Genomic DNA, 23,994 nt, shown 5'->3' with positions numbered 1-23,994 from the left:
GCACTACGTCCGCGACGTGACGCTACGTGAAGACGCCCACCAGGCCCGGACCGGCAACGGGCCCGCCGTCTTCGCCACACTCCGTAACACCTCCATCGGCTACCACCGCAGCAATGGCGAACCCAACATCGCCCGAGCTACCCGACGCGCCAACCGACGATCTACAGAACTCATCGATGCCGTAACCAGGAGTAACCCGACTACGCAATAGCCCTGGCTTTGACGATCGCAGCCACCATGCTGACGAGCGCTGCCCCAGCCTCGGCCGAGCCGGTGGGCATTTCGGCAACTGCGGCCGCCACGTGTTATGGCGGTGCCGTTTCATTCCCCACTCAGACCCTAGGCGTCGCCGGCACTCGGCGACTTCCTTCTGCGTCCAGCTACTACACGACAAGCTCTCGCTGCCAGGACATCAACATCAAGTTCGCTAACCCTGAGGCCGGCAACGTGCAGGTCCGTGTTTGCTGGGTGTCACACGGAACCTGCAATTCCTGGAAAACCGTACTCATGGACACCGCATGGAAAGTGATCGCCACCGACGTGCTGGATGGCACAAGGTTCCGTGTGGAAATCTATAACTACAGAGACTGGACCACCACTTTCGGCGGCCAAGTGGCTTACTAGTCATATGAAGGTGGGCTCTCCGTCGGAGAGCCCACCTTCATATGTTCGTCGAAGCCGCATACGGATACGGATAATCCAGATCGCCAAGCCGGCCGGACTACCTTCGGTGCTAATTGAACCGCCGGATGCAGTCGCCGATCACGGTGTGGTGCTAGATGTGGCATCGGCTGGTCAACGTAAAGGAAAAGGTATCACGTGGCGGCGGACTCGGCTTCGATCCAGTTCAACCACAAGCGGTAGGTTGGGCAGGGACCAGCTACTTGCTTAGTGGTCCGCTCCGTAAATCCTTCGGGGGTTATGCGGCGAGGGCCGGTGCGGCAGGCTGGTGGTCGCAGCCGGAGGGCTGTTGGGGGTTCTGCTCTTTCTGTTCGTGTTGCTCGATCCGGGCTATGAGGTCCTTGAGGTCGGCCGGGGTGAACTTCCATCTGAAGGGCCGGGCGGTGGCGTTGTAGCGCTGTTCGAAGGCGGTGAGCCGGTCTTCGACCTGGTCAAGGCTGGTGAAATCGTTGGGCGTGAGGACCTTGCGCCCGACGATCGAGACGTAGATCTCGATCTGGTTCAGCCAGGAGGCGTGCACGGGTGTGTGGACCATGACTGCGTTCGGGAACCGCCTCGTGAGGTGGTCGATCGCGGCCTGGCCGCGGTGGGACGAGCCGTTGTCTGCCACCCAGAACACCCGCCGGGCCGAGGCGTACGGTTGCTGAGTCATGACCTGCTCGACCAAGGTCATGAATGGGATGATGCCGGTCTTGGCCGAGCAGTGGGAGAACACGCGGGCCTGGTGAACGTCGTAGGCGCCCAGATAGGCCAAGGCTCCGCCGCGGGCGTATTCGTGGTTGACCCGCATCGTGCGTGCGACACCGGGTGCCAGGGTGGGATGGCAACGGCAGCGGGCCTGGATGCTGGTCTTCTCGTCGCTGGAGATGACGTACTCGTCGGCGCTGAGGGGGATGCCTTGGTAGGTGCGGGCGTAGAGGTCGAGCACGCGGGTGGCCTTGGCCGCGAAGTCCGGGTCGCGGATGAAGACCCAGGACTGGTGCTGCCACGGTTTGATCGTGTCGGCAGCCAAGATCCGTCGGATCGTGGACGCGGAGATCGCCGGCGCGATGCCGCGGTCGACGACTTCGGCAGCCAGGTCCGGACAGCTCCACCGCGACAGCGGCACCGCGGTCTCGGCCGGCAGTTGGCAGGCCAGGGCTTTGACCTCGGCGACCTGCACAGGCGTGAACCGGGCCGGCCGCCCGGATCGGCGCCGGTCGGCCAGCCCGGGCAGGCCTTCGTCGGCGTAGCGGCCACGCCAGTGGCGCACGGTGTCGACGTGCACGCCGTGACGGCTGGCGATCTTGGCGTTGGAGTAGCCGTGTGCTGCGTCGCGGACGATCCGGGCGCGGATGACCTGCTGGTAGCCGGCGGTGTGGGAGTAGGTCAGGGCTTTGAGTCGATGCCGGTCGGCGGCGGTCAGGACGATTCGGCGTGCACGAGGAGCAGGCAACAGGGGACCTCGCAGGTCGATCTTGCAGCGGGGCCGCGAGCATGCCGTGACTCGTGCCGATCCGCCGGGCGACACGCGAGGCGGCAAGATGTGACTCATGCCCGCCATTCCCGAGTCCACCAAGATCTCCCTGGCACAGCGGCTACGCGAGCACGCCAAGCAGAACTGGTCGCAGCTGGCCGCGGTGCACGTGCGCTACCACGGCCAGTTCGCCTACGTCACCGGTGAACTCGCCGACGGTGATCAGATGCCGCTGATGCGGCTGCGGTACGGCGGATCCGCTCACCGCTGGGGCGCCGCCATCTACGTGGCCAGCACCAACAGCTACGAAAACCAGATCTGGCTCAGCGGCAGCACCGAGGAAGCCTTCGACTTCGTCTGCCACATCCACGTAGGCCCGATCGCACCCTGACCACGACTTCATACATAGGCCTCGCCGTCAACCCCCGAAGGATTTACGGAGTGGACCACTAAGCGGCGGACCGCGTGAACATTCCACTCGGCACCTTCGTACGCCCCATCGTCCACGACCAGGTGCCGCTTGCGGCCGGTGGTCTTCTTCCCCATGTCGGGCCCACGGCATTCGACACCCTCGATGGATGTGATCGACTGGGCGTCCAGCACGGCCGCGGACGGCTCCGGCTCACGACCGGCCGCCACCCGCACCCGCCGGCGAAGCTCATCCTGCCGGTCGGGTTGTCCGTGGCGGATGATGCCGCGTGATCTCCGCGCCTGCGGACGCGGCGCATCGCTGGTTCACGACGTGGCGCAAGGACGGCACGTGGGACCGGATTCACGCACATAGAAGATCGACTCCGGGATCAACCGATCTCCCCACTCGCGAGGCCGGCCGCCTCTACGCAGGTCTCACGCACCGCAGCGGATGCAAGCACCGCCCACATCACGTCGGTCGAAATTGACGGATAGTCTTCGCGGGCATCATCCCCGCCGTATTCGCATTGGCATACACCACGCGATCATGGCGGGGATGATCTACTCGCCGAGCACCTCACATCGACGCGCCTCGCCGTAACCCAACACACCCAATCGGTTACCCGACGGTCTTCTCGCAGGCACGTGTCGAGGGATGTTCCGACCCGCAGGCGGTCCAACCGATGGATCCGGCGATCTGCGTTCAACGACGAGGCACAAAGTCGTGTAACGGTGGATCGACCACCGAAGTGCCTTGGCGGCGATTCCTCAGACGTTCGAGCCAGGGAGCGTCGGAGGTGCCGTTGAGGAGGCCGCCGTCCGGGTCGTCGGCGTAGCTGTTGCGGACCGCGTCGCGCTCGGGGTGCAGGATCTCCTGCACGACCAGCACGCACAGCGCCACCACCGTGGCCAGTCGCAGGGTCGAGGCCAGCACGAACACGCCCTCCGGGAAGACCGGGGTGCCGGTCGACGTGCCGAGCAGTTCGCCGTAGAAGGCGACGAAGTAGCCGACCTCGGCCACCTGCCAGGCGAGGAAGGCCCCCCACTTGGGCCGGGCGAGCACCAGCAGCGGCAGCAGCCAGAGCACGAACTGCTGGGACCAGACCTTGCTGAAGATCAGGAAGGCGGCCACCACCAGGAAGGCGAGTTGGGCGAGCCGGGGCCGGCGCGGCGCGAGCAGCGCGAGCAGGCCGATGCCGAGACAGGCCAGCCCGAACAGGGCGTACGACACCCAGTTGAGGGTGGGGATGTTGGCGTCGAGCCACTGGAACGATCCCTGACTTGCCGGGTCACCGAACTTGCCGTCAACGTAGCGCCCGATGTACCAGAGGGTGCCCCAGTCGATCGGGCGGGTGGTGTTGAGTTCGAAGAACCGCCCCCAGTTCTGGCGGTACGGGATCGCCACCGGCAGGTTCACGGCGACCACCGTCACCGCGGCCGTGATGATGGGCAGGATGCCGGCCCAGACCCGACCGGCGCGAATCGCCAGCACCAGGATCGGGCCGAGGATGAACAGCGGCCACATCTTCGCCGCACCGCCGAGCCCGAGCAGCACCCCGGCCAGGGCGACCATCAGCATGCTCCACCGCCCTGGCGGCGATCCCCCCGCCAGGGGGGCTCCCCTGCCGGTACGCGCCCAGGCCAGCAGGCCGAAGGCGGCCAGCCCGATGGCGAGCAGATCCCAGTTGACGGTGGCGGTGAGCAGCAGCGCGGGAGACAGGGCGAAGAGCGCCGCGTCCCAGGGTCGGCGGCGGCGCAGCGCCAGCAGCGCCGCCACGGTGGCCACCGCCAGCGCACCGAGCACGAGTGCGTTGAGGTTGTAGAACCACTGCCCCTGGTTCATGTCGGGGTTACCCTCGCCGGCCGCGTGCACCGGCAGGCCGAGCGCCCCCATGAAGTACCCGGTCAGCACCGGATACTCGACCGGATGGTCCCGGTACGGCACCGCGCCCTGGTGGAGGTTCTCGGCGTAGTAGAGCGCCAGCACGTCGGTGTAGCAGAACCGGGTGTACTGCTCGTTGTCGACCCAGGCCCCGTCCTGGCAGGGCGACTTCTGCACCCAGTGCAGGACCAGGGTCAGGCAGGTCAGCGCCAGCACGATCCGGGCGGCCGTCCAGAACCGGCGGGCTGCGCGGCTCGGCAGATCGTGGGCGACGGCGTGGTCGCCGAGCGGGCCACCGATCAGCCCGGAGAGTCCCCGGACGAAGCCGTCGGACCGGGACGGATGATCGGGGACATCAGGTCCATCGATGCCGGGCGTCGACTGGATGCTCATGACCGTGCATCTTGCCGTATCAGATGACCGGGCAGAAGTCGAAACCACGAACGCCGTGGATCGTCACGACCACTCGCGGTGGCGTACGCCAAACGCCGCGGGCGGCCGGACACGGTGTCCGGCCGCCCGCGGCGTCGAAGGAGGCTACTCCCGATTGGTCGTTGTCGGTGGTAGCAGTCCGTCCCCGCCACCACCGCCTTCACCACCGTCGCGCGTCGGCGGGTCGAAGGGGGAGTCGGCGCCCGGACCGCCGGGACCGTTGTTGCCCCGCCTACCGCCGCCGTTGTTCCCACCGTTGTTGTTGCCGCCGCCGAGCTGGCAGAGCAGGTCGGTCGGCTCGCACTGCCCGTTCTCCGGCGTCGGCGGGGGCGGAGCTATTCCGTTGCCGGCGTCCTCATCCCCGATACCGGTGACGTTCGGCAGGTCGGATGGTTCGTAGCCCTTCAGCGCCTGTTCCATGTAGCGCTTCCACAGCTGCGCCGGCAGGTTTCCACCGCCGATGTTGTCGTTGTTTTTGTTGACGATGGCCCGCTTCTTCACATCGCGGCTACCGATCCACACCGCCGTGGCCACGTTCTTGTCGTAGCCGACCATCCAGGCGTCCTGGTTCTTGCCGGTGTCGCCGAGCTGCCAGGTGCCGGTCTTGCCGGCCAGCGGACGGCCGGCCAGGCTGGCGTTGTTCTTGCCCGGGATCTCCTTGAGGACCGCGGTCACCTCGTCGGCAACCTCGGTGCGGATCACCTGCTTCGGCTCGAGCTTCTCGCCGGTGCCGCGGACCTTGTCCCACTTGCCGGTTGCCTTGTTCTGCTTCTCCACCTTCAGCACGAAGTGCGCCTTGTTGTACTTGCCGCCATTGGCGAGCGTGGCCAGGCCGTTGGCGTGGTCCAGCACGGTGACCGGGTACTGGCCGTAGGCGGCCACCCGGTCGAACTGGCTCGGCGCGAGATCCTTCGGCTTGTTCTTGATCAGGTCGAACGGCTTCTGATCATCGTTCCACATGGTGCGGATGCCGGCCCGCCGGGCCATGTCGATCACCTTGTCCGTGCCGATCTTGTCCGCGATGTGGAAGAACGGAACGTTGTACGACTGGATCGTCGAATCTTCGAGTGTGCAGTTCTGGTTGCAACTTCCGCGCAGGTCGCGGCCCGCGTTAATGATCTTGTCCTTGAAGCCCTCCGGCTTGAACGGGGTGGCGTCCCAGCGCGACTTGACCGAGATGCCGGCGTCGATGGCCGCGGCGAGGGTGTAGACCTTGAACGACGAGCCCGGCGGGTGACCGCCGACGAGGGCGCCGTTGGAGTCGGTGTTGAGGCCCGCGTAGTCGTAGTCGGCACCGCTGTTGCCGCCGTAGTAGGCGAGCACGCGGCCGGTCTTCGGCTCGACGGAGACCACCGCCGGCATCAGGTTCTTCGGCTGGTCCGCCAGGAAGGCGCTCTTGCGGCCGACCTGGGCCACCTCTTCCAGCGCCTTCTGCATCTTCGGGTCGATGCTGGTGGTGATCCGGTAGCCACCTTCCCGCAGCTCGGTCACGCAGCTGGGCTTGCCCGGCTCACCGGAGTTGGAGCAGAGGCCCCACTCCTCCATCTCCTTGCGGACGTAGTTGATCACGTTTCCGCGCGGGGTGGCGACACCGAAGCCGTTGTCCTTCTTGACTTTCTCGACCTTCGGGTACTCGGTCGGGCGTTCCGGCTTCCCGGGAGCGTTCAGCCAGCCCTCCTGGACCATGCCGTCGATGACATAGTCCCACCGGATCTTGGCGTCGACCTCGTTCTCCGCCGGGTCGTACCCCTTGTGCGTGGAACTGGCGACTGGCTGCTTGATCAGCGCGGCGAGCACCGCCCCCTGTGCCGGAGTGAGCTTCTTGGTGCTGGTCTTGAAGTACGTCTGTGCCGCCGCCTCGATGCCGTACGCGCCCCGACCGAAGTAGATCACGTTGAGGTAGTTCTCCATGATCTGCTTCTTGGTGAACTTGTCGTTCAGCTTGGAGGCGAAAATCGCCTCCTTCACCTTCCGCGTGTAGCTGTCGTCCTGGAGGTTCTCGTAGGCGTTGCGGGCGTACTGCTGGGTAATGGTCGAGGCACCCTGCTTGTCGCCACCGGAGAGGTTGTTCCAGGCGGCCCGGGCGATGCCCTTGTAGTCCACGCCCGAGTGCCGGTAGAAGTTGCGGTCCTCGGCGGCGGCGACCGCGTCCTGCACGTGCTGCGGGATGTTGTCGATGGTGACGAAGATGCGGTTCTCGTTGCCGAGCCTGGCCACCGTGGTCTTGCCGTCCTTCATGTAGACGGTGGTGGAGAGCGGCAGCGGGATCTCCTTGGGCAGCACCACGTTGGTCGAGTAGTAGGTGAACCCGACCACGCCGATGCCGGCCAGCATGATGAAGACCGCGAAGCCGGCGATCAGCATGTTCATCCGCTTGCGCTTACGGGCCCGGGCCACCGCGTCCGGGTCGCGTCCACCGCGACCGGGTCCACCCGGACCGCCCGGACCGCCCGGACCGCCCGGACCGCCCGGACCGCCCGGACCGCCCGGGCCGCCGACGCTCGCGCGGGCCACCGCGGCCCGGCCGCCCACGGACGCCGAGCCGACGCTCGCCCGACCGGCCGAGGCCGCACCGACGGAGGCGGCACCGACCGAGGCCCGACCCGGCGCCGGACTCACCGGCACCGACGCACGACCGGCTCGCCCCGGCGCTGGGGACACCGGCACCGAGGCCCGCCCCGGCCCGGCCGGAGAGACCGGCACCGAGGCTCGGCCCGGCCCGGCCCGGCCCATCGATGCGGCACCGGCCGAGGCCGAGCCGGCGGCTGATCCGCCACGCGGCGGAACGCTCGCCGAGCCACCGACCGAAGCTCGCCCACCGACCGAGGCGCGGGCCGACGAGGCCGTCCCCTCCGGTCCGGTCGACCAGTTGACTGCGCGCGGATCACCACCCGAGCGGCGGTACGCGTCGTCCGCCGACCCGTCGTCCTGGCCCGGAATCCGGGCCCGGCCGCGCGAGGAGCTGGGATCACCGTACGAGTTCATTCCTCACACCCTGCCGTCGCGGTGGGGCCCTGTCGCGCCACCACCGGTTTGCCGTGAGTTGCGACACCCGTCGTCTTGGCACGGGGGCACCGCGTCGACGAGTTCAGATCTGAATCATTCGGACTATTCGCCCCTGCGAGCCATCGGTCACCCCGGCCGCGTACACCACGGCCGGGGCTGGCCGATCGAGCTCGACTCACCGTTGCGCCTCTCGCCTTCGTCGCGCATCTGCTCCACCGGCGGCGGCCACACCGCTCGCCGTCTGCTGCTCCGACCCGCCCTCGACGCCACCGGTCAGCCCGTCCCGCCCGAGCAGGTACTGCTCGACGAGATGGTTCCAGTCACAGCCGAGGCACACCTCCACCACGAAGACCTGGAACTCACGCAGCGTCATTGCCAGCACCGACAACTCGGCCACTGTACGGGCCTGGCCGGCGGACTGCTTGAGTTCGTCCCCGTAAATGTAGTGGACGAGGGTGAGGTTCTCACTCCGGCAGATCGGGCACCGCTGATCGGTGGGCTCACCGTGGAAGCGAGCGGCGTTCTTCAGGTACGGAGACGCGTCGCACAGGTCGTAGGTGCCGACCCGCCCGGCGAGGAGTTCACGCAGCGCCGCTCGCTTCCGGAGCGAGTAGTCCACTACCTGGCGCTGCGTACGCATGCGGCAAAGGGTACGCGCTCTCGCCAGACGAGGCGACCACCGTGACGATCCGTGACCGGTGAACGTCGGAGCGGGTGTTTGCCCCGGCCAGGGCGAGACGCTACGGTGCGATGTATCGGTCCGATACATCGTGGTGGTTAGTGCTCCACGCACAGGGTAAAGGAAGGGTGGCCGTGCTCGAACTCGCCATCCTCGGCCTGTTGCAGGAGGCCTCCATGCACGGCTACGAGCTACGCAAGGAGCTCACCGCCAAGCTCGGGGCGATCCGGGCAGCGTTCAGCTACGGCTCGCTCTATCCGACCCTGCGCCGTCTCCAGGCGGCGGGCTGGATCGCCGAGGCCGCCGAGACACCCGCCACCGCCGAGGAGGTCCCCGCGCTGACCAGCCGGCGAGGTCGGGTGGTCTACACCATCACCGCAGAGGGCAAGGAACGCTTCGCCCAGCTCATCGCACAAACCGGGCCGGAGACGTACGGCGACAGCGGTTTCGGTGTGCACTTCGCGTTCTTTTCCCGAACCGACCAGGCGACCCGACTTCGGATCCTGGAAGGTCGCCGCCGCACCATAGAGGAACGTCGCGAGGGCCTTCGCGACATGCTGGGCCGGGCGGCCGAGCGCCTCGACGCGTACACGCTGGAGCTGCAACGCCACGGCCTGGAGGCCTGTGAGCGTGAGGTTCGCTGGCTGGAGGAGCTCATCGCCAACGAGCGCTCCGGCCGTGCCCCGACGGTCCCGCAGGAAGGGACGGCCGGCGGCCGACGAGAAGACAACAGCCCGCCTCCGCCTGGAGAGTCCAGGAAAGAGCGGCCGTGATGATGAAGAAGGAGGCATACGCGATGGGCTCCGTCCGCGTCGCCATCGTCGGTGTGGGTAACTGCGCCTCGTCCCTGGTACAGGGCGTCGAGTACTACCGGAACGCCGACCCGAACGACCGCGTCCCGGGTCTCATGCACGTCACCTTCGGCGACTATCACGTCTCGGACGTGCAGTTCGTCGCGGCGTTCGATGTCGACGCCAAGAAGGTGGGCATGGACCTCGCGGAGGCGATGGTCGCCAGCGAGAACAACACCATCAAGCTCTGCGACGTACCGCCGACCGGCGTCACCGTGCAGCGCGGCCCGACCTTCGACGGTCTCGGCCAGTACTACCGCGAGATCATCGAGGAGTCGGACGTCGAGCCGGTCGACGTGGCCAAGGCGCTGCGCGACGCGCAGGTCGACGTCGTCGTCTCCTACCTGCCGGTGGGCTCCGACGCGGCCGACAAGTTCTACGCCCAGGCCGCGATCGACGCCGGCTGCGCGTTCGTCAACGCCCTGCCGGTCTTCATCGCCTCCGACCCCGAGTGGGCGCAGAAGTTCACCGACGCCGGCCTGCCGATCGTCGGCGACGACATCAAGAGCCAGGTCGGCGCGACCATCGTGCACCGGGCGCTGGCCAAGCTCTTCGAGGACCGCGGTGTCGAGCTGCTGCGCACGTACCAGCTCAACTTCGGCGGCAACATGGACTTCATGAACATGCTGGAGCGCAACCGCCTGGTCTCGAAGAAGATCTCGAAGACCCAGTCGGTGACCTCCCAGGTGCCGCACGAGATGGCCAAGAGCGACGTGCACATCGGTCCCTCCGACCACGTGCCGTGGCTGGACGACCGCAAGTGGGCCTACATCCGCCTGGAGGGCCGCTCGTTCGGTGACACCCCGCTCAACGCCGAGCTCAAGCTCGAGGTGTGGGACTCGCCGAACTCGGCGGGCGTCATCATCGACGCCGTCCGGGCTGCGAAGATCGCCCTGGACCGGAAGATCGGCGGCCCGATCCTGTCGGCCTCGTCGTACTTCATGAAGTCCCCGCCCGTGCAGTACGCCGACCACGACGCGCACGCCGCCGTCGAGGCGTTCATCGCCGGCGAGATCGAGAGCTGACCCGCTGACGCACGTGGGGCCGGATCCGGTGGGATCCGGCCCCACAGTCGTCTCAGCGTCCGCCCATCACCTGGTCAACCGCCCGCCGCCACGCTGAGTTGTTGGCACGACCCGTCCGGGAGTGCCTGTGACGCGGTTGTCGATGAGGCGGACGCCGTCGCCGGGACAGTCGTGGTCGAAGGAGAGAAGGCGGCTCCGCTGCACCAGCGCTACGATCGGCTACGCCGGGCGGCGCTGCGCAACGGCGCCGTGCAGCGAATCTTCTTCGATCTTGAAGCCCGTCTGGAGTGAGCCCCATGGCGACCGCCGGCCGATCCACCAGCACCGGGTTGCCGGTGGCCTGGCATGTCAGCACCCGCAGCGACAACGGCGACGGCAACTGTGTGGAGGCCGGGCCCGTGCTCGACGGAAGCCGGCGGTACGCCGTACGCGACAGCAAAGATCGCACCGGCCCCATCCTGATCTACCCCGACACCACCTGGAGCCGTTTCCTTGTAGAAGTCCGGGCAGGGCGACTCGACGCGCCCACCGCCTGACGCCGAGCGCCGCTGGGCCGGGTAAGAACGACCGGAAATAGGGCGGGGCGGCGGGGCGGGTCCTGGCACGTCAGGCGGCCGGGCAATAGAACCACGTCCGCGAGCGGCACGTCGCACTGGACACCGCAACTCGCGGCCCTGCGCACAGGACACCGCAACTCGCGGTTTCAACCGGCCCGGAAACCCCAACATGCCGCAACCCACGCCACCCACAGGGCCGGATACGCCGACATGCCGCAACCCGTGCCCGCCCTGAACACCCGAACACCCCGAGATACCGCAACCCGCGCCGTCCACACCCCAAGGCACGGCGCCCCCAGTCACGGGCGTTAGTAGGCTGAGCGGCGTGTTGTCCATTGACGCTGCTCGTGTCGTCAGGTCTTGGTATCGGGTTGCCGGGGCAGTCGTGGGCGCGATGCTGCTCTCCACCCTGGTCGCCTGCGCCCAGCCGGGGAACGCCCCCACCGCCGACCCAGGCGAGAATGCACCACCCGCCATTCCAGCGACACCCGCGGCCGAGGCCCGCTGTGCTGTCGCAGTCGCCGCGCCACCGGTAGTGCCCGAGCCTGGCGGCGGCGTCACCTCTACGACCACCCCGCCGGCCAAGATGGTGGTCGAGCCGAGCGGCGTCGGCACCTCACCGACCGTGCCGGCTGTGCCCGACGCCGGCAACCCGATGATGGACGAGCAGTTGCGCCAAGAGGAGTTTCTGCGCCAGCAGGCAGCCAACAAAGCCTTCCGGCAGCGCGGCAATCTTGACCCCGAAACGGCGGACGGTGCCCGAGCCTGTGCGGCGGAGGTATCGCAAGGCCTCAACCTGCTGATTGTCGGCGGCCGAGGCGAGCCCGAGCAGGAGGCCGTGGAGCGGACGCTGACCGCCACCGGGCTGGTCGACGTCGTCGTCCGGCCACCGGGTCGGCTCGACCTCGGCCCCGGCGACGGGTTGCTCTTCGCCGGGTGGACCGGCCGGGCGTGCGTCTTCGGCAGCGTCCGCCGGGACGACATCAAGGTGGAGATCGGTACCCGCATCGCCGACGGCGGTTGCCTCCCCGCCCCCAACTGACCGCCACCCTGCACACTGCCTTCCGACCGCCAACACCTGGTTGATCATGAGGTTAGCGGCAGCCCAAGAGATCAACTTCGCCGCTAACCTCATGATCGACGAGGGTGGGTGGGTGGGGTGGGTGGGCGTGGGTTAGGACCAGGCGCGTTGGAGGGCTACGGCGGCCTCCAGCTCCAGGAGCTGGATCTTGCGGGGTAGGCCGCCGCCGAAGCCGACCAGTTTTCCGTTGGCACCGATGATGCGGTGGCAGGGCACGATGACCGGGATCGGGTTGCGGTTACAGGCCACCCCGACCGCGCGGGCCGCGCCCGGATCCCCCACCCGCCGGGCCACCTCGCCGTAGGTCAGCGTCTCGCCGTACGGAATGCGGGTCATCTCCCGCCACACCGCCCGCTCGAACTCCGACCCGCGCGGCACTGTCACCGGCACGCCGAAGTCGATCAGCTCCCCGGCAAAGTACGCCCGCAGCTCCGCCACGGCCCGCCGGGACATTTCGTCAATTGGCTCGGTGTCGGCGCCTTCGACCGGACCGAAGCGCGTTCCGCACACGCTGCCCCCGTCGGTGGCCACGGAGAACATCCCGATCGGCGAGTCGAGCATGGTCCAACCCATCCCCCCATTCTCCCCGCACCACTCCTCCCCCACCCCCTACCCTCGCCTCGTCGATCATGCACCTTCTGTCGGGACAAGCCCTTCGACAAGGGATATCTCGGCGACGGAAAGTGCAAGATCGCGCAACAGGAGGCTGCAACGGCGGCGCCCGCCGGAGCGTCCCCGGGAATCGGGGTGCTCCGGCGGGCGCCGGATGTTGCATGCGATGAACCCGTCAGGCGGCGGAGAAGAGGAACTTCTCGCCCTTGCCCGGTTTCGAGTCAGGGTGCTTGTTTGCGATCAGCTGCTTGGTGCCGTTTGAGCCGGCGGAAACCATCTTGTAGTCGCCGCCCAGCACCGTGATCGAGCCGTCGTCGAAGCCCTCCAAGAGGTGGAACTGCTCCCAGAAGCCGACCGACTTCTTGCTGGCGATCAGGGCCTTCTTGCCATTGCTCGGCGTGGTCACGTACTTGCCGTTGGCCAGGGCTTTCAAGCTATACCAGCCGTTACCGCGGTAGACGAACTCGAACTTCGTCGCCTTGGTGACCGACTTGCTGCTGGCGACCAGCGGCTTGCTGCCGGCCACGACGTACTTGCCGCTGGCCAGCGACTTGATGCTGACCACCGGAGGCGGCGCGTCGATGGTGAACTTCTGCGACGTGCCGACGCTCTTCGCGCTCGCCTTGAGCGACGACTTACCAGACTTCGGCGCGGTGATGTACTTGCCGTTGATCTTGGCCTTCAGGCTGACCGTACCGTCGGCGTGGTTGATGATCTGGAACTTCCCGGCGGTGACGAGCTTCTTGTGGCTGGCGATCAGCGGCTTCTTGCCCTTGCTCGGCGCGACCACGTACCGGCCGGTGCTCTTGGAACGCAACGCGACCAGGCCGCTGCCGGCGTTGACGAAGTCGTACCGCTGCGCCTTGCCCAGGCTCTTGCCGTTGTTGATCAGCGCCTTCTTGGTGCTGGCAGCGGTGACGAACTTGCCGTTGGACTTGGCCTTGAAGCCGTACGCCGAGCGGGCCTGGGTGACCGAGCCGACGGTCAGCAGTCGGTCCATCGAGCCCTTCGGGTCGTAGACCGCGCCGGCGATGCCGGTGGTGACAATCCGGTCGCGGACCTGCTTCGGCTTCCACGTCGGGTTGCTGTGCAGCAGCAGCGCAGCGGCACCGGCCACGTGCGGAGCGGCCATCGAGGTGCCGCTCATCGAGGCGGTGGCGGTGTTGCTGTTGTGCCGTGCCGACACGATGCCCACCCCTGGGGCGAACACGTCCAGGCACTTGCCGTAGTTCGAGAAGTAGGCACGGATGTCGGCCCGGTCGGTGGCACCCACCGTGATCGCGTCCGGGACCCGGGCCGGCGACACCTTGCAGGCGTCCCTGGACCCGTTGCCGGCGGCGATCGCGTAGGTGAGGCCGGAGTTGATGGAGCGCTTCACGGCCGCGTCGATCACCGAGTCCGCGGGCCCGCCAAGGCTCACGTTGACCACGGCCGGCTTCTTCGCGTTCGCGGTCACCCAGTCGATGCCGGCGAGGACCGTCTCGGTGTCGCCGCCGCCATTGCAGTCGAGCACTCGTACGTCGACGAGCTTGACGCCCTTGGCCACGCCGTACTTGGTGCCGCCGATGGTGCCGGCCACGTGCGTGCCGTGACCGTTGCAGTCCCCGTTCGCGTTGGTCTGGACGCTTTCGGAAGCACCGGGCTCCGTGGGATCCGGAGTGGCGGTGGGCTGGGGCGTCGGAGTGGGCGGGGGCGTCGTCGGAGGCGGGGGCGGGGGCGGGGGCGGGGGCGGGGGTGCGAACGCGTCGAAGCCGAAGCTCGCTCGGCCGCCGAAGTCCTGGTGCTTGAGGTTGATGCCGGTGTCCACGATGTACGCGGTCACCTTGCTGCCGGTGTTCGGGTACTTGTAGGACTTGTTCAGCTTGGCCGAAGCCTGGTCGATCCGGTCCAGACCCCAGGACGGCGGACTGCTCTGCGTACCGCTGGCCGTGAACTGCCGAACCGGCTCGACGGACGCCACGGCGGGGTTCGCCGCGAGCTTCTTCGCCTGCTGCTGGTTCATGGCGACCGAGAAGCCGCTGAGCGCGTTACCGAACACCTGCCCGACGGTGCCACCGTTGGCGCGGGTGAGTGCCGAGGCGGCGCCCCGGACGCTGCTGAAGCTGGCCCGCTGGTCCTTGAGGACGACGATGTAGCGGCCCGGCACCACCCTGCTGGCGCTCTCGCCGCCACGAACCTTGAGGTGCGATCGCTCCGACGAAGGTTCGGCGGCTGCCGCACCGGAGGCGACGGTGAGGATGGACGAGGCAGTGGCGAGAGCGAGCCCCGCCACCGCCGTGCGGCGCAATACGCCACGGCGTTTCACTAGATAATCTCCCCGCTCGTCATCGACCACGCTTCGCACGCGGTCGGACGGATAGTGGATCGTCCCGCTTCGACAGTTGAACGCGCGAGCGGACGTGCACACATCATGGCGGATTCTCGCAACGAGCCGCGTCAACCTTTTGGTCGATACGTTGGCGTTTCGGCGTAGCGGCCCGCACCGAATGATCATCGATGGCGGGAGCGGACGGCGTCCCTCAGCCGAGGATGCCCTCGTCGCGGGCCCAGCGCAGCAGTTCGGCCTCGGCGGTGTCGCGATCCAGGGGCCCGCGCTCCAAGCGCAGGTCCTTCAGGTGCTTCCAGGCCCGCCCGACGATCGGTCCCGGTGGTACGCCGAGCAGCTCCATGATCGCGTTCCCGTCGAGGTCAGGTCGGACCCGGGCCAGATCCTCCTCGGCGGCGATCCGGGCGATCCGCTCCTCCAGGGCGTCGTAGTCCGCCGCCAACTGCGCCGCCTTGCGACGGTTGCGGGTGGTGCAGTCCGAGCGGGTCAACTTGTGCAGCTGGGACAGCAGGTCGCCGGCGTCGGTGACGTACCGGCGCACCGCCGAGTCGGTCCACTCGCCCCGGCCGTAGCCGTAGAAGCGCAGGTGCAGCGCGACCAACCCGGTGACCTTGCTCGTCACGTCCTTCGGGTAACGCAGCGCCTTCATCCGTGCCTTGGTCAACCGGGCACCAACCACCTCGTGGTGGTGGAAGCTGACCCGCCCGTCGGGGCCCACCGCCTTGGTGGCCGGCTTTCCGACGTCGTGCATCAGGGCGGCCATCCGGAGGATGAAGTCCGGCCCGTCCTCCTCGTACGAGATCGCGTTGCGCACCACCGTGAGGGTGTGCTCGTAGACGTCCTTGTGCTGGGCGTGCTCGTCGATCTCCAGCTTGAGCCCGGTCAACTCGGGCAGGAAACGGTCGGCCAGCCCGGTGTCCACCAGCAGCCGCAGCCCGGCGATCGGATCCGCGCCGCAGAGCAGCTTGGTGAACTCGTCGCGGATCCGCTCGGCGGTGATCCGGTCCAGGTCCGGCGCCATCCGGCTCATCGCCGCGCGTACGTCCGGATGCACCGAGAAGCGCAGCTGCGCGGCGAAGCGGGCCGCCCGCAGCATCCGCAGCGGGTCGTCGCCGAACGATTCGGCGGGCGTGCCCGGGGTACGCACCACCTTCGCGGCCAGGTCGGCCAGACCGCCGTACGGATCGGTGAAGCGGTGCTCGGGCAGGCTCACCGCCATCGCGTTGACGGTGAAGTCCCGCCGCCGCAGATCCTCGACCAGGCTGGTGCCGTACTCGACCAGGGGATTGCGGGTGACCTGGTCGTACGACTCGGCGCGGAAGGTGGTGATCTCCAGCCGCAGCCCGTCTCGCTGGCAGCCGATGGTGCCGAACTCGCGGCCGGTCTCCCAGATCGCCTCGGCCCAGCCGCGCACGACGTCCAGCGTCTGGTCCGGGTGCGCGTCGGTGCAGAAGTCGAGGTCCTCGCCGAGCCGGCCGAGCAGGGCGTCGCGGACCGAACCGCCCACGAGGTGCAGCTCGTGACCAGCGGCGGCGAACCGGCGGCCCAACTCGTCGGCGACCGGGGAGACCCGGAGCAGTTCGGCGACGGCGTTACGCTGCGCCGAGGTGAGTTCGCGGCGGTCGATGGCGTGGGATGCAGCGGCTTCGGACATGGGAGCGCCAGCCTATCGGTCCTGACCGGCATCTCCTCCGCCGGGCGCGGTATACGGAACCCGGGTTGACTAAGGTCTGTGGCGTGCGGGCCGGTGCCGGCTCCGCGTACCCCTTGGAGGCACAGATGAGCGGCGGGCTCTACCGCAGCGCGAACGCCCAACAGGGCGGCGCGCCCGGCGGCCGGCCCGGTGACGGCGCGACGTTCATCTCCGCCGAGCCGCTGAACCAACCGGCGGCCGAGTCCGTCGCGCCGCCCCAGGAGCAGGTGGCGGAGAGCAGCGCCGCGGCCAACAGCGCGGTCATGGCGATCGGCAGCCTGGTCAGCCGGGGTACGGGTTTCCTCCGAAATCTCATGATCGGTGCGGCCCTCGGCAACCTGATCGGCAACGTCTTCACCACTGCCATGTTCCTGCCGCAACAGGTGTACGAGTTCCTGCTCGGGGGCATCCTGACGAGCGTGCTGATCCCGGTGCTGGTCCGCCGTGGCAAGTTGGACTCGGACCGGGGGCAGGCGTACGCCCAGCGTCTGTTGACCCTGGCGGTGGTCGCGCTCGCCGTGACCGTGCTGATCGCCGTGATCGCGGCACCGGTGCTCACGAGCCTCTACGCCAGTGGCAAGGACGCCAACTACACCGGCCTGGTCACCAAGCTGTCGTACCTGATGCTGCCGATGCTCTTCTTCACCGGCATCAGCGCGCTGATCGCGGCCATCCTGAACACGCGGGGCCACTTCGCGGCACCGATGTGGGCACCCATCCTGAACAACCTGGTCGCCATCGCGACCTTCGGCACCTACATCCTCGTTTTCGGTGCCCAGGCGCGCCAGCCCGTCGACGTGGGGCTGAACCAGATTCTCCTGATCGGTGGCGGCACGCTGCTCGGCGTGGCGGTCCAGGCCGCCGGTCTGCTGCCGGCGCTACGCAAGGTCGGGTTCCGGTGGAAGCCACGGTTCGACTTCCGGGCGCTGGGGCTGCGCGAGTTGAGCCAGCTCGGCGGCTGGATGTTCTGCTACGTGGCGGTCAACCAGCTCGGTCTCTTCGTGGTGGTCAACCTGCTGACCCGCGCGGCCGGCGAGGACAACGCCGGTCTCCTGATCTACAACAACGTGTTCCTGTTGCTGATGATGGCGCACGGCATCATCGCCGTCTCGATCATCACCGCGCTGATGCCACGGATGAGCGCCGCCGCGGCCGATGCCCGGTTCCAGGACTTCACCAGCGATCTGAGCCGGGGCACCCGGACCGTCAGCGCGGTGCTCGCACCGATCGCGGTCTGCTACGCGGTGCTGGCCGCCCCGATCTCGGTGGTGGTCTTCCGTTACGGAGCCTTCACCGCGGACAACGCGGTGGCCACGTCGACCGTGCTGCTGGTCGCCGCGATCGGACTGGTCCCGTTCGCGATCAGCCAGCTGTTCACCTTCGCCTTCTACGCGCTGCCGGACACCCGCACCCCGGCACTGATCAACATTCCGGTGGTCGCGCTGCGGGTCGGCGTACAGGTCGTGCTCTTCCTGCTCTTCTCGGCGAGTTTCGCCGGGGCCGGGATGATGATCGGCAACACGGTCTCGTACCTGGCCGCCGCCATCGCCTCCGCCTGGCTGCTGCGGCCCCGGGTGGGCCGGATCGGGCTGGGCGCGATCCTGCGTACGCTCGGCCGGGTGGCCCTCGCCGCGCTCGGGGCCGCCGTGGCCGGCCTGCTGGTCGTGGCCATGCTCCCCGGCGCCGACACGCCGACCCGTCTGGAGGCGGTCGTGCAGTTGGTGGTGGGTGGAGCGGTGATCGGCGGCAGCTACCTCGGCCTGGCCGTGGTGTTGCGGATCTCGGAGATCACCGAGGTGGTCGGCATGGTTCGCCGCCGGCTCGGTCGTTGATCTTTACCGATTCACCCAGCGTGATCGCGGATCACCACCCTGTGGACCGACCTGTGGATAACCGGGCGCGTCGCCGCTCACCTGCCGGATCGGCCTGTGGATAACCAACCGGAAGTCCGAGCATGGTCAGCCGTTCGACGGGAACCCGCGGGCGTGGCGATCGCACCGCACGTCCCCGCACCGCCCGTGCGGAGGCCGATTGTGGGCAGCCTCTAGATTGACTGGTACATGTGCCAGCAACGGGGTTGACAGTGGTCGTAACAGGACGAGCACGCCCGAGGCGTGAGCTTCCCAGCGGTGGCGGCGGGAAGATGACATGTCGGTGAGACGGCGAACCCGGGTAAGGTCGCTCTCGACGGGACGACAGGCACCGGCGCGCGCCGTGCCGGGACCGGGTCGCCCCCGGTGCGACACGAAGGCGGAGCGGGAATCAGATGCCCAGCAACTCGGGTCAATCGATCGACACGATCACCGAGGGAGGACGGGTGACCCAGGTCGGCGAGGGTCAGGACGCGGACGAAAGCACTCCGCCGGTCATGACCTTCGGTGCTCCGCAGACCGGTGAGATCCTCGCCGAACGGTACGAACTCGTCCAGCACATCAACAACGACAGCGCGGGTCGGCTGGTCTGGCGTGGCGTCGATGTCGTGCTGCGTCGGCCCGTCGCGGTGGTCATGCGGTACCCGGGCGGTGACTCCGCCACCGAAATGCTCCAGGCCGCCGTCGCGGCCAGTCGGGTCGTCCATCCAAACCTCGCCGGCGTCTACGACGCGATCGACGAGGCCGAGCGCGCCTACGTGGTGCGCGAGTGGGTCGACGGACGATCGCTGCGGGACCTCGTCGCGGACGGCCCGTTGGACACGTGGCGGGCGACGGCCGTCGGCAACGCGATCGCCAGTGCGCTGGCCGCCGTGCACGCCACCGGCATGGTGCACGGCAACGTGCACCCGGGCACGGTGATGATCAGCGACGACGGCCGGGTCGTGCTGGCGGACGCCCGCACCGACGGTGCCGACAGTCAGGAGACCGACGTCCGGGCGGTCGGCGGGGTCCTCTACTACGCCCTGACCGGGCACTGGCCACACACCGAGGCACCACTACGGGGCGCCACCGCCGGGCACGGCCGGGCGGCCATCGCCGACGCGGTACGCGACGCGAACGGCGTCCTGGCGGCCCCGCGTCAGGTCCGGGCCGGCGTGCCGGCCTACCTCGACGATCTCACGATGGATCTGCTCGACACCAACGTCGCGCCGCCCTCGTCGGACGTCCTGGCGGCGGAACTGGCCCGGCTCGACGTGCCCGCCGAGGACGACTACCTCGACAACAGCGGCCCGCTGCGCTTCGCCGCCGAGCCCGGCGAGGAGCCCTCGCCGCTGGCCGCCGCGGGTGGGCGCAAGGTCGCCCTGGGCATCGCCGGCCTGCTGGCGGTCGCCCTGATCGGCCTGCTCATCGGCATCAGCACGCTGGGCGACAACGACGATGATCCGCAGACCGACCCGGTCGCCGCCCCCAGCACCAGCGCGCCGGTGAGCGAGGAACCGCCGACGCCCAAGATCCGGAACCTGAAGATCAGCAACGCCCGGATCATCGACCCCGACAGCCGCAACCGCAGCGAGGTCCGCGACGCCGAGAAGGTCTTCGACGGCGACCGGGACGAGGGCTGGTCGACGGAGACCTACCCGCGTAGCAACTTCGGCGGCCTCAAGCGGGGCATGGGTGTCTGGATCGACCTCGGCGGTGAGCACACCGTCAAGTCCGTGCAGGTCAACCTCTCCACCCCGGGTGCCTCGGCGGAGCTGCTGACCGGCACCATCGACGGCCCTTCGGACAAGGCCGGCGATGAGCAGGTCCTCACCGCGTATCTGAAGAGCAGGATCGGGCAGCCGTTCGAGGAGCACGACGGGACCACCATGACCTTCAACGGCTTCGACGCCGACCAGAAGTACCGCTACCTGCTGTTCTGGATCACCGAGCTGCCCTCGAACGGCAACGGCTTCAAGGTCGGTGTCCAGGAGATCACGGTCCAGGGGTCGTGACGGAGCGGCACCCGCGCCGGATTCGATGATGGACGTATGCGACGGACGTGCTGCCGCTCGGAACCGGACGGACGGAGCACCGGTGGACGAGACGGTCAGCGACCTGGATCTGCTGCACGCCCATGTCGCTGGCGACCGGGACGCGTTCGCTGAGTTGTTCCGCCGGCACCGCGACCGGCTCTGGGCGGTGGCGCTGCGTACGCTCGCCGACCGGGAGGAGGCGGCCGACGCCCTCCAGGACGCGCTGTTGTCCGCGCACCGTGCCGCCGGGCGCTTCCGGGGCGACGCCGCCGTCACCACCTGGCTCCACCGGATCGTGGTGAACGCCTGCCTCGACCGGATTCGACGACGGCAGGCCCACCCCACGGTGCCGCTGCCCGACGGAGTCCGCGACGGGGACGACGGCACCGGCGGCGTCGAGCCGGCCGCACCGGTACGCGACCACGACACCGCGATGGTCGTCCGCGACGCCCTGGCCGCACTTCCGGTCGAGCAACGAGCCGCTCTCGTCCTGGTGGACGTGCAGGGGTACCCGGTCGCCGAGGTCGCCCGGATCCTCGGCGTGCCCGAGGGAACGGTCAAGAGCCGGTGCGCCCGGGGCCGGGCCCGGCTGGCGGTCATGCTGGGGCACCTGCGGACCGGTGGCGAACAGCCGCCCGGCGACGCGTCCGACGTGCCGACGGTCACCCGCGGGAACCCGAGAGCCCAGCAGGCCGTCCGATCGAGGTCGGGCCGTTCCCGACCGGATGCCGACCAGGAGGAAGCGTGAGTACCGGGGAGTTCAGCGGGGTCGACCACGACCTCCTCGCCGACTACCTCGGCGGCGCGCTGGCGGGCACCCCGGAGGAGACCGAGGTCGCTCGCCTCGTCGCGGCGGACCCGGCCTGGGCGCAGGCCCACGCGTCGCTGGCCCCGGCCGTCGCCGAGGTCCGCGCCGCTCTGTCCACCTGGGGTGAGCCGACGCCGGAGATGCCGGCGGAAATCGGCGACCGGATCCTCGCCGCACTGGATGCTGCCGCTCCGCCGGAGAGCACGCCCGACGACGCCGCAGCGGCGGACCGCGCGACGGACGCCGCCGATGGACCGGTCGACGATCCCGAACCGACTTCGACCGACGCCAGGCCGGCCCTCGTGCCGGCCCAGCCGCTCGGTGGACCCCGACGCCCGGACCGCATGCTGCGGCCCGCTCAGGATCGCGACCAGACACGTCCGGGTCAGCGGCGACGCCGCAGGTACCGCCTCGCCGGCCCGGTCGCGATCGCGGCTGCGGCCGTGTTCGGGATAGGAGCGCTGCAAGTCGCTCGGCAGCAGGCCGATGACCAGGCAGCGATCGGCACCGCGCTGAGCGACCAGGGCACCAGCAGCGTCGCGCCGTACGACCACGAGCCGCAGGATGCCCAGGAGCAGGCCTCCGCCAAGGCGGCGCAGGAACCGCGTCCCGCAGCGGCCGACCCGCAGTACCGGATCGCCGCCCCGCCGGAGCGCACCGGCACCGACTACACCTCTGAACAACTGGCGAAGGCGGAGCCTCTGCCGACGGTCAGGAAGTTCTCCGGTAGCGCCGAACCGCAGGGCAGCGCGGCGAGCGACCGGCTGGCCGGCCCGGGTGACCTGGCGCGGCTCAGCGACCAGATGGCGTTGAGCGCCTGCCTGGCCGAGATCGGCTCCGAGCACGGCGAGCCGGTCACCTTCGATGCCGTCGACTACGCCCGCTTCCTGGGACGCCCGGCACTGGTCGTACGCTTCACCGATGACTCCGGCACCCGGTGGTCCTGGGTCAGCGGGCCCGAGTGCGGCATCCCGGGGTCCGGCTCGGACAACCGTTACCGTACGCGGGTAGGGTGATTTTCGCGGTCACCGGACGTTTGCCCGTCCACGTGACCTGACCCACCGGATGACCGGCTCGGGAATTCCCGCTTCGTACGATGACGTTCTGCACATCAGTTGCCGCCGCGTCGGCACTCGGATCGCCATCGGCGCACGCCGATGGCGACAGTCAACACGATTGGGAGACGGCAGTGGACGAGGTCCGCAACCTGATCATCATCGGCTCCGGGCCGGCCGGTTACACCGCGGCGGTCTACGCGGCCCGCGCCAATCTCAAGCCCCTGATCATCGAGGGCGTGCAGTCCGGCGGCGCGCTGATGACCACCACCGAAGTGGAGAACTTTCCCGGTTTCGCGGACGGCATCCTCGGCCCCGAGCTCATGGACAACATGCGCAAGCAGGCCGAGCGGTTCGGCGCCGAGTTCCTGACCGACGACGCCACCCGGGTCGAGCTGGTGGAGACCGGTCAGCCGGGCACGGCGAGCACCGTCTGGGTCGGCGACACCGCCTACCGGGCCCGGGCGGTCATCCTCGCCACCGGCTCCGCCTGGCGTCCGCTCGGCGTGCCGGGTGAGCAGGAGTTCCTCGGCCACGGCGTCTCCTCCTGCGCCACCTGCGACGGCTTCTTCTTCCGCAACCAGCACATCGTGGTCGTCGGTGGCGGCGACTCGGCGATGGAGGAGGCGAGCTTCCTGACCCGCTTCGCCGACTCGGTCACCATCATCCACCGCCGGGACTCGTTCCGCGCCAGCAAGATCATGGCCGAGCGGGCGCTGGGCAACGACAAGATCAAGGTCGAGTGGAACACCGTGGTCGAAGAGATTCTCGGTGCGGACGGCAAGGTCTCCGGGGTACGGGTGCGCAACGTGCACACCGGCGAGACCAGGGTGCTCGACGTCACCGGCGTCTTCGTGGCGATCGGCCACGACCCGCGCAGCGAGCTGTTCCGCGGGCAGGTGGAACTGGACGACGAGGGCTACGTGACGGTCGATCCGCCCAGCACCCGGACCAGCGTTCCCGGTGTGTTCGCCGCCGGTGACCTGGTCGACCACACCTATCGGCAGGCGATCACCGCGGCCGGTACGGGCTGTGCGGCCGCCCTGGACGCGGAACGCTTCATCGCCACGCTGCCGAAGGACTGAACCAGAAAAATCTGAGGAGGAGGGGTCAATAGTGGGAGCGACCAAGTCGGTCACCGACGCAAGTTTCGCCGCCGACGTGCTCAAGTCGGACAAGCCGGTCCTGGTGGACTTCTGGGCTGAGTGGTGCGCACCGTGCCGCAAGGTGTCGCCGCTGCTGGAGGAGATCGCCGGCGAGATGGGCGACCAGGTCAGCATCGTCAAGCTCAACATCGACGAGAACCCGGAAACGGCCCGCGCCTACCGGATCATGTCCGTACCGACCCTCACCGTGTTCAAGAACGGCGAGCCGGTGCAGTCGATCGCGGGCGCCAAGCCCAAGGGAGAGCTGGTCAAGCTGATCCAGTCGGCGCTCTGACCCTCGGCGACAGCCGCCGTCTCGACCCCGTGCCGGGCTCACCGGTACGGGGTCGACGCGTTTCCCGCCCCTGGGATCGTCCAGCGCATAACCTCGAACCCGGGGGCACC

Annotated in this window: 18 protein-coding genes; 11 read left to right on the top strand and 7 right to left on the bottom strand. The window is 68.6% G+C overall.

Features of this window, described 5'->3' with window-relative positions; translation table 11 throughout:
* Positions 1–919: 919 nt before the first annotated feature.
* A complete protein-coding gene (locus IEY61_RS20325) occupies positions 920–2,116 on the bottom strand; it encodes an IS630 family transposase (RefSeq protein ID WP_229706150.1) in 1,197 nt (398 codons plus the stop codon).
* Between the two features lie 97 nt (positions 2,117–2,213).
* Between IEY61_RS20325 and IEY61_RS20320 the strand changes: the two genes are divergently transcribed.
* Positions 2,214–2,528, top strand: a complete 315-nt coding sequence (locus IEY61_RS20320; protein ID WP_189046663.1) for a hypothetical protein — start codon at positions 2,214–2,216, stop codon at positions 2,526–2,528.
* A 723-nt stretch (positions 2,529–3,251) separates the two neighbouring features.
* Here IEY61_RS20320 and IEY61_RS20310 read toward each other — a convergent pair.
* The 3 genes from IEY61_RS20310 to IEY61_RS20300 form a co-directional block, all read right to left on the bottom strand.
* Positions 3,252–4,823: a glycosyltransferase family 87 protein gene (locus IEY61_RS20310; RefSeq protein ID WP_189046661.1), complete on the bottom strand. Its 1,572-nt coding sequence runs from the start codon at positions 4,821–4,823 to the stop codon at positions 3,252–3,254.
* 144 nt (positions 4,824–4,967) lie between these two features.
* Positions 4,968–7,847 (bottom strand): transglycosylase domain-containing protein, encoded by a 2,880-nt coding sequence (locus IEY61_RS20305; RefSeq protein WP_189046658.1) that lies wholly within the window; start codon positions 7,845–7,847, stop codon positions 4,968–4,970.
* Positions 7,848–8,043: 196 nt separating this feature from the next.
* Positions 8,044–8,508: a DUF5318 domain-containing protein gene (locus IEY61_RS20300; protein ID WP_189046656.1), complete on the bottom strand. Its 465-nt coding sequence runs from the start codon at positions 8,506–8,508 to the stop codon at positions 8,044–8,046.
* A gap of 173 nt (positions 8,509–8,681) precedes the next feature.
* Here IEY61_RS20300 and IEY61_RS20295 point away from each other — a divergent pair, with 173 nt between their 5' ends.
* The 4 genes from IEY61_RS20295 to IEY61_RS20275 all read left to right on the top strand — a co-directional run bounded on the left by IEY61_RS20295 (position 8,682) and on the right by IEY61_RS20275 (position 12,022).
* Positions 8,682–9,320 carry a PadR family transcriptional regulator gene (locus IEY61_RS20295; protein ID WP_189046654.1) on the top strand — a complete coding sequence of 213 codons (639 nt, stop codon included), beginning with the start codon at positions 8,682–8,684 and terminating at the stop codon, positions 9,318–9,320.
* Positions 9,321–9,343: 23 nt separating this feature from the next.
* Positions 9,344–10,423 carry an inositol-3-phosphate synthase gene (locus tag IEY61_RS20290; RefSeq protein ID WP_189046687.1) on the top strand — a complete coding sequence of 360 codons (1,080 nt, stop codon included), beginning with the start codon at positions 9,344–9,346 and terminating at the stop codon, positions 10,421–10,423.
* A gap of 296 nt (positions 10,424–10,719) precedes the next feature.
* Positions 10,720–10,959 (top strand): DUF397 domain-containing protein, encoded by a 240-nt coding sequence (locus IEY61_RS20280; protein WP_189046652.1) that lies wholly within the window; start codon positions 10,720–10,722, stop codon positions 10,957–10,959.
* Positions 10,960–11,365: 406 nt separating this feature from the next.
* Positions 11,366–12,022: a hypothetical protein gene (locus IEY61_RS20275; RefSeq protein ID WP_189046650.1), complete on the top strand. Its 657-nt coding sequence runs from the start codon at positions 11,366–11,368 to the stop codon at positions 12,020–12,022.
* Positions 12,023–12,154: 132 nt separating this feature from the next.
* On the opposite strand, the gene IEY61_RS20270 is transcribed toward IEY61_RS20275, so the two are convergent.
* The 3 genes from IEY61_RS20270 to IEY61_RS20260 form a co-directional block, all read right to left on the bottom strand.
* Entirely contained in the window at positions 12,155–12,634 is a 480-nt protein-coding gene (locus IEY61_RS20270) for a methylated-DNA--[protein]-cysteine S-methyltransferase (RefSeq protein WP_189046648.1), read from the bottom strand.
* A 214-nt stretch (positions 12,635–12,848) separates the two neighbouring features.
* The gene (locus IEY61_RS20265; protein ID WP_229706147.1) at positions 12,849–14,978 is read right to left on the bottom strand and encodes a S8 family serine peptidase; all 2,130 of its coding nucleotides are present in this window, start codon (positions 14,976–14,978) and stop codon (positions 12,849–12,851) included.
* Between the two features lie 214 nt (positions 14,979–15,192).
* On the bottom strand, positions 15,193–16,653 hold the full coding sequence (locus IEY61_RS20260) for a CCA tRNA nucleotidyltransferase (RefSeq protein ID WP_189046644.1): 1,461 nt from the start codon (positions 16,651–16,653) through the stop codon (positions 15,193–15,195).
* A 125-nt stretch (positions 16,654–16,778) separates the two neighbouring features.
* Between IEY61_RS20260 and murJ the strand changes: the two genes are divergently transcribed.
* The 6 genes from murJ to trxA all read left to right on the top strand — a co-directional run bounded on the left by murJ (position 16,779) and on the right by trxA (position 23,884).
* A complete protein-coding gene (murJ, locus tag IEY61_RS20255; protein WP_189046685.1) occupies positions 16,779–18,524 on the top strand; it encodes a murein biosynthesis integral membrane protein MurJ in 1,746 nt (581 codons plus the stop codon).
* 434 nt (positions 18,525–18,958) lie between these two features.
* Positions 18,959–20,560 carry a protein kinase family protein gene (locus tag IEY61_RS20250; RefSeq protein WP_189046642.1) on the top strand — a complete coding sequence of 534 codons (1,602 nt, stop codon included), beginning with the start codon at positions 18,959–18,961 and terminating at the stop codon, positions 20,558–20,560.
* 28 nt (positions 20,561–20,588) lie between these two features.
* Positions 20,589–21,329, top strand: a complete 741-nt coding sequence (gene sigM, locus IEY61_RS20245; protein WP_189046640.1) for an RNA polymerase sigma factor SigM — start codon at positions 20,589–20,591, stop codon at positions 21,327–21,329.
* Positions 21,326–22,405 carry an RsmA family anti-sigma factor gene (locus IEY61_RS20240; protein ID WP_189046638.1) on the top strand — a complete coding sequence of 360 codons (1,080 nt, stop codon included), beginning with the start codon at positions 21,326–21,328 and terminating at the stop codon, positions 22,403–22,405. The genes sigM and IEY61_RS20240 overlap by 4 nt, the downstream gene beginning before the upstream one ends.
* Positions 22,406–22,578: 173 nt before the next feature.
* On the top strand, positions 22,579–23,529 hold the full coding sequence (trxB, locus tag IEY61_RS20235; RefSeq protein ID WP_189046636.1) for a thioredoxin-disulfide reductase: 951 nt from the start codon (positions 22,579–22,581) through the stop codon (positions 23,527–23,529).
* 31 nt (positions 23,530–23,560) lie between these two features.
* Positions 23,561–23,884 (top strand): thioredoxin, encoded by a 324-nt coding sequence (gene trxA, locus IEY61_RS20230; RefSeq protein ID WP_189046634.1) that lies wholly within the window; start codon positions 23,561–23,563, stop codon positions 23,882–23,884.
* Positions 23,885–23,994 lie beyond the last annotated feature (110 nt).

It is taken from the genome of Micromonospora sonchi (genome assembly GCF_014646235.1).
Classification (GTDB): domain Bacteria; phylum Actinomycetota; class Actinomycetes; order Mycobacteriales; family Micromonosporaceae; genus Micromonospora; species Micromonospora sonchi.
Note: the sequence above shows the minus strand (reverse complement) of the source record. Positions and strands in the feature narration are given on the sequence as shown.

Bases quoted from the DNA above. Each gene is read 5' to 3' on its own strand.
- IEY61_RS20270 (WP_189046648.1), bottom strand. From the start codon at position 12,634: ATGGGTTGGACCATGCTCGACTCGCCGATCGGGATGTTCTCCGTGGCC.
- IEY61_RS20300 (WP_189046656.1), bottom strand. From the start codon at position 8,508: ATGCGTACGCAGCGCCAGGTAGTGGACTACTCGCTCCGGAAGCGAGCG.
- IEY61_RS20310 (WP_189046661.1), bottom strand. From the start codon at position 4,823: ATGAGCATCCAGTCGACGCCCGGCATCGATGGACCTGATGTCCCCGAT.
- IEY61_RS20280 (WP_189046652.1), top strand. From the start codon at position 10,720: ATGGCGACCGCCGGCCGATCCACCAGCACCGGGTTGCCGGTGGCCTGG.
- IEY61_RS20305 (WP_189046658.1), bottom strand. From the start codon at position 7,847: ATGAACTCGTACGGTGATCCCAGCTCCTCGCGCGGCCGGGCCCGGATT.
- IEY61_RS20320 (WP_189046663.1), top strand. From the start codon at position 2,214: ATGCCCGCCATTCCCGAGTCCACCAAGATCTCCCTGGCACAGCGGCTA.
- IEY61_RS20260 (WP_189046644.1), bottom strand. From the start codon at position 16,653: ATGTCCGAAGCCGCTGCATCCCACGCCATCGACCGCCGCGAACTCACC.
- IEY61_RS20250 (WP_189046642.1), top strand. From the start codon at position 18,959: ATGCCCAGCAACTCGGGTCAATCGATCGACACGATCACCGAGGGAGGA.
- murJ (WP_189046685.1), top strand. From the start codon at position 16,779: ATGAGCGGCGGGCTCTACCGCAGCGCGAACGCCCAACAGGGCGGCGCG.
- IEY61_RS20290 (WP_189046687.1), top strand. From the start codon at position 9,344: ATGGGCTCCGTCCGCGTCGCCATCGTCGGTGTGGGTAACTGCGCCTCG.
- sigM (WP_189046640.1), top strand. From the start codon at position 20,589: ATGGACGTATGCGACGGACGTGCTGCCGCTCGGAACCGGACGGACGGA.